We start from the raw sequence: 6,165 nt of genomic DNA, 5'->3' as shown, positions 1-6,165 counted from the left end.
GAGTCATATCCGGTATTAGACCCAGTTTCCCAGGCTTATCCCAGAGTTAAGGGCAGGTTACTCACGTGTTACTCACCCGTTCGCCACTAATCCCCCCAGCAAGCTGGGGATCATCGTTCGACTTGCATGTGTTAAGCACGCCGCCAGCGTTCATCCTGAGCCAGGATCAAACTCTCCGTTGAAGTAAAACAAAAACAGACACAACCAGGAACCACGGGAAAACGCGGCAACCCGGCTGCACAAAATTTGAAACCAGCTGAAAAACCAGACCCGACACGGGGTGACGGGCCCGGCAAAACAACCAATCCATAATAAATTGGTATCAACAAACTTGGCACACTATTGAGTTCTCAAACAACAGACACACCCGGCACCACCACAACCATCAATCGGTCGCGGATCGCTCCGGAGCAACTTTTCAAACTTACCCGGCCGCTTCACCCTTGTCAACTCGGCTATCCAGACTCAGTCCACCGTGAGGCTTCCGTGTCTTCCTTGCCGTTCAACTCCGGGGAGCAGCGCGGGAATAAACTGTACCACCACTGGGACCAGGTGGCAAAGCCGCATCAGGACGGGCGCCGAAAAGCCCGGAATCACGCGGATTCCGGGCCTTTCGTGGAGGCCATCCTGGATGTAGGCCTAGGCCAGCGGCTTGAAGTAAGCCGCGCCGAGCGGGGGCAGCGTCACCGTGAGGCTGGCTGGCTGTCCGTCCAGGCCGCCCTTGGTTGCCGTGAGCGGGCCGGCGTTCTCCACGCCGGAACCGCCGTAACGCGCGGCGTCGGTGTTGATTACTTCCTGCCACTTGCCGGCGGACGGCACTCCCAGGAGGTAGTCCTGGTGCGGGCCCCCGGAGAAGTTGATGGCGCACACCACCGGGTTGCCGGCGGCGTCGCGGCGGATGAAGGTGAGGACGTTGCGGTCATTGTCCCCGCCATTGATCCACTGGAAACCCTCGGGCTGGTTATCGCGCTCATAGAGGGCGGGCGTGGAACGGTAGATCTCGTTGAGATCCTTTGCCAGAAGCTGCACGCCCTGGTGCGCCGGGATGTCGGCGAGCCACCAGTCGAGGCCGTGCTGCTCCGACCACTCCGCCTCCTGGCCGAACTCCGTGCCCATGAAGATCAGCTGCTTGCCCGGGTGCGCCCACTGGTATCCCAGGTACGCACGGAGGTTGGCCAGCTGCTGCCACCGGTCCCCCGGCATCTTGCGCAGCATCGATCCCTTGCCGTGCACGACCTCGTCGTGGCTGATCGGCAGAAGGAAGCTTTCGGAAAAGGCGTAGACCATCGAGAACGTGATGGTGCCGTGGTGCCACCGGCGGTTGTACGGATCCTCGGCCATGTACTTGAGCGAGTCATGCATCCAGCCCATGTTCCACTTGAGCCCGAAGCCCAGGCCGCCCTGGCTGGTGGGCGCGGTGACGCCCGGGAACGCGGTGGATTCCTCGGCGATCATGACTGCACCCGGGTGGGTCTTGTAGACCGTGGCGTTCACTTCCTGCAGGAAGGAGATTGCCTCCAGGTTTTCACGGCCGCCGAAGCGGTTTGGCTGCCACTGGCCGTGTTCTCGCGAGTAGTCGAGGTACAGCATGGAGGCCACCGCGTCGACACGAAGGCCGTCGATGTGGAACTCGTCGAGCCAGTACAGGGCGTTGGCCACAAGGAAGTTGCGCACTTCACGGCGGCCGAAATCGAAGATCAGCGTTCCCCAGTCCGGGTGCTCGCCAAGGTTCGGGTCGGCGTGCTCGTAGAGGGCCTCGCCGTCGAACCTCGCCAGGGCCCACTCGTCCTTGGGGAAGTGCGCCGGGACCCAGTCCAGCAGGACGCCGATGCCGGCCTGGTGGAGTTCGTCGACGAGGTGCCGGAACTCGTCCGGGTGCCCGAAGCGCGAGGTCGGCGCGAAGTAGGACGTGACCTGGTAACCCCATGAGCCGCCGAACGGGTGCTCGGCCACAGGCATGAACTCGACGTGGGTGAAGCCGAGCCATTTGACGTACTCCACCAGTTCCTTAGCCAGCTCGCGGTAGCCCAGTCCCACCCGCCACGAGCCGAGGTGGACCTCGTACACGCTCATCGGCGAGTTGTGGGGATCACGGCTGGCGCGGTTCTGCATCCAGTCGGCGTCCTTGAAGACATAGGAGGGCTCCACCACCCGGGATGCCGTCAGCGGCGGGATCTCGGTTCCGAAGGCCAGCGGGTCCGCCTTCTCCACCCAGTAACCGTGCCGGGTTCGGAGCTCAAATTTGTAGCACGCCCCTGCTACAACGCCCGGGATAAAGAGCTCCCACACGCCGCTCGAACCCAGTGAGCGCATGGAGTGCTCCCGGCCGTCCCAGCCGTTGAAGTCACCCTTGACGCGCACCGCCTGGGCGTTCGGCGCCCAGACGGCGAAGGACACGCCGTCGATGTCGCCAAGTGAGGACTTGTAGTGCTGGACGTGCGCGCCCAGGACGTCCCAAAGTCGCTCGTGCCGGCCCTCACCGATCAGGTGCAGATCCACCTCGCCGACGGTCGGCAGATAGCGGTAGGGCTCATCCATGATCTGCGGTTCGTGGTCCTCGTAGGTTACTTCGAGGCGGTAATCCGGCACGTGGCCGCGCTCGAGCGGCTCCATCACGGCCACCCACACGCCGCCCGCTTCGTGCGTCATGGGCACGGTGCCCGCGCTCGTCACAACACTGACCGATTCGGCCAGGTGCTTGACGGTCCGGATCGTGACGTGGCCGTGGTCATCCAGGTGGGCGCCCAGGACCGAGTGGGGCGCGTGGTGTTCGCCCGTCGAGACCCTGGCCAGGGTGTCACCGTCCACGGGCAGTGGTGCGCCGGGCCGGTCGATGCGTGCTGATCCTGTCATTTTTATACCTTCCGCTGCGGCTTCGGCGGCGACGCCGGAGCCTGTACTGCCAAGGAGTCGACGTGATGCATTCACCGGAATGGAGAGCCAGTCCGGCCTGTTCCTTAGTTCGTAGATGACTTCGTAGAGGGCTTTGTCGAGCCACAGTGCCACAAAAAGCGGCGAGTCGCGGTCGATGCTGCCGGGGATCACCTCGGCGTAGCCAGCCAGGAAGGCCTCGGCGCACTCGTCCGCCCACGTCGCCGGGACGACGGCACCGGGGTTCTCGCGCACGGCGGCCCCGGCGGCGTAGTCGAAGGAACGCAGCATGCCCACGACGTCGCGGAGCGGGACGTCCGGGAAGTTGCGTTCGGAAATGGGGCGCAACGGCTCACCCTCGAAGTCGAGGATGGCCCAGCGGGCCGCTGTCCCGGAGCCCGCGGGGACTCTCAGGATCTGTCCGAGGTGGAGGTCGCCGTGGATGCGCTGGAGCGGACCGGCGCTGGTGCCGTCAAGCCGGCCGAGGAGTTCGTTCAGTTGCTCCTCGTACGGGCCAACCACGTCCGACGCCTGAACCCAGGACTGCCGGACCCGCTGCGCCACTCCTGGGGCGATGTCCTGCCCCGGCGCTGACTCGGCGGCGGTCCCCAAAGCCTCGGCCAGCCGCCGGTGCACGGCGGCCGTCGCGGCGCCAAGAGCGTGGGCTTCTGCGGTGAACCCGATCCCACGGCTGGCCGCGTCCACGGCGAGCCGCCAGGCGTCGAGTCCTCCGGCGAGGAATTCGTGCGCGACGGCGAGTTCGCCGCGAGCCGGGCGTGCGGCCGCGGCCGCACCCGCCCCGGGTGTGGCCGCCGGATCCGCGGGCGCCAACCACTCGCCGGTCACCCAGCCAAGGGTTGCTGGGACCTCGGCGGTGCGCCCCGCGGTCAGTGCGGCACCGATTTCGACCTCAGGGTTCTCGCCCTCCGAGAGCACCCGGAAGAACTTCACGATGGCGCCGGTTCCGCCGTCGTCGTCGTCGACTATCACAGAGCTGTTCGACTGCTCGCCGGACAGCACCTTCACGGTGCCCGTGGCGAACGGCAGCCGATAGCCGGACTCCACGCGGTGGCCGGTGGCGTTTCCCGACGGTGTACTCCCGCCCTGGCGGATGAGCTCCAGCCAGGCGGCGACGAACGAGGCGTCATGAACCCCGTCGTAGACCCATCGGTGCGCAGCATCGGCACGGGTTCCGGGAAGTTCCCCGATTAGCCCGCGCTCCGCGCCCGGCAGCGGCTCTGGGTGGAAACTGAGCGGCACTTGGACGATGTCGGTCCGGCTGCCGCCGTCGGGCGTGGGGTAGGACACCGCGATGAGCAGCACCTCGAACGTCGGCGCGGCGGGGTCACTTGCCTCGCCGCTGGTTGCGAGGGGCAGACCCCCGGCCGGTTCGAAGGTGAACTCCGCGCTTTTGACCGGGAACCATCGCTGGCTCGGAAGCCAGGCGCCGAGCAGTCCACTAAGGGCTGGGGAAAGCATTGGTCGGTCCATATCAGCCTTCGATCGACAGGATGGGCATTGCCTGCGTGAACGGCGAGGCTGGATTGGACGCCGCGGAGCGGATCCGCAGCCAGAAGAAGTCATGGCTGCCCAGCGTCAGGGTGAGCGTGCCGTCGTCGCTGATGGCCGGGAACGCCTGGCCCCCGAAGACGTCGCGGAGGCCGCGCCCCGAGAAGTTCGGTACGCGCAACGTTGTCGCCACCGGGTGCTGCGAGAGGTTGAACGCGCACAGGATGGTTTCCGGATCTTCGCCAGCCGCGTTCCCTTCCGGCAGTTCGCGCAGGTACGCCAGGACGACGTCGTGGTCGGCCTCGACGTGTTTGAAGCTGCCTAGCCCGAACGCCGGGTGGTTCTTGCGGACGCTCAGGATCTGGCGGGTCCAGCGCAGAAGTGAGCCGGAATGGGCGGCCTCGGCTTCAACGTTTGACATGCTGTAGTTGTAGACCAGCGACTGGATCACCGGGAGGTAAAGCTTGCCGGGATCGGCGGCGGAGAACCCGGCGTTGCGGTCCGGGTTCCACTGCATCGGCGTGCGGACGGCGTCGCGGTCCTCGAGCCAGATGTTGTCCCCCATGCCGATCTCGTCCCCGTAGTACAGGAACGGGCTGCCGGGAAGGGACAGCAGCAGGGCGTTGATCAGCTCGATTTCGGAGCGCGAGTTGTCCAGCAGCGGCGCGAGCCGGCGGCGTATGCCGATGTTGGCGCGCATGCGCGGGTCCGGCGCGTACCAGCCGAGCATCGCGGCGCGTTCGTCGGCGGTGACCATTTCCAGCGTCAGCTCGTCGTGGTTGCGCAGGAAGGTGCCCCACTGTGCGCCTTCGGGGATGTCGGGGGTGTCCTTCATCGTCTCAATGATGGGGAACGCCTTTTGGTCGCGGAGCGCGTAGTACAGGCGCGGCATGATCGGGAAGTGGAAGGCCATGTGGCATTCCGGTTCCTCTTCGGTGCCAAAGTACTCCACCACTTCGGCCGGCGGCTGGTTGGCCTCGGCGATGATCACGCGGCCGGGGTAGCTTTCATCCACCATCCGGCGCAGCTTGCGCAGGAACTCATGGGTGGCCGGCAGGTTCTCGCAGTTGGTGCCTTCCTCCTCGAAGAGGTACGGGATGGCGTCGGCACGGAAGCCGTCGATGCCCTGGTCCAGCCAGAACCGGACGACGTCGAAGAGCGCGTCAATGACTTTGGGGTTCTCGAAATTGAGATCGGGCTGGTGGCTGAAGAACCGGTGCCAGAAGAACTGCCGGCGGATGGGGTCGAAGGTCCAGTTGGATTCCTCGGTGTCCACGAAGATGATGCGGGCATCTTCGTACTTCTCGTCCGTGTCGCTCCAGACGTAGAAATCGCCGAACGGCCCGTCCGGATCTTTGCGGGATTCCTGGAACCACGGGTGCTGGTCCGACGTGTGGTTCAGCGGGAGGTCGATGATGACCCTGACGCCGCGGGCGTGGGCCTCCGCCACGAGTCGTTTGAAGTCACTGATGGTGCCGAACTCATCCAGCACGGAGTTGTAGTCCGAGATGTCGTAGCCGCCGTCGCGCAGCGGTGACTGGAAGAACGGCGGGAGCCAGAGGCAGTCCACCCCCAGCCACTGCAGATAGTCCAGTTTGTCGATCAGGCCGTGGAAGTCGCCCGAGCCGTCCCCGTTCCCGTCGGCAAAGCCCCGGACCAGCACCTCGTAAAACACCGCTTTGCGGTACCACAGGGGGTCGTGCTGGAGACCAGGAGCGTTGATCTCAAAACTTGCCCTGGGACTGAAGTGCTGGCTGGAGCTCTGCGGACTGAAACTCACTGGCA

2 protein-coding genes and 1 rRNA gene are annotated in these 6,165 nt (G+C 65.3%); all 3 read right to left on the bottom strand.

Annotated features, from left to right (window positions below; genetic code table 11):
- A 16S ribosomal RNA gene (locus tag ACFVVK_RS10470) occupies positions 1-182 on the bottom strand; the annotation flags it as partial.
- A gap of 457 nt (positions 183-639) precedes the next feature.
- Positions 640-4,362, bottom strand: a complete 3,723-nt coding sequence (locus ACFVVK_RS10465) for a 1,4-alpha-glucan branching enzyme (RefSeq protein WP_390266347.1) — start codon at positions 4,360-4,362, stop codon at positions 640-642.
- Position 4,363: 1 nt separating this feature from the next.
- Positions 4,364-6,160, bottom strand: a complete 1,797-nt coding sequence (treS, locus tag ACFVVK_RS10460; RefSeq protein ID WP_390266346.1) for a maltose alpha-D-glucosyltransferase — start codon at positions 6,158-6,160, stop codon at positions 4,364-4,366.
- Positions 6,161-6,165 lie beyond the last annotated feature (5 nt).

Source organism: Arthrobacter sp. NPDC058192 (genome assembly GCF_042883665.1).
GTDB lineage: Bacteria > Actinomycetota > Actinomycetes > Actinomycetales > Micrococcaceae > Arthrobacter.
This window is presented reverse-complemented; position numbering and strand designations above follow the sequence as displayed.

Bases quoted from the DNA above. Each gene is read 5' to 3' on its own strand.
- ACFVVK_RS10465 (WP_390266347.1), bottom strand. From the start codon at position 4,362: ATGGACCGACCAATGCTTTCCCCAGCCCTTAGTGGACTGCTCGGCGCC.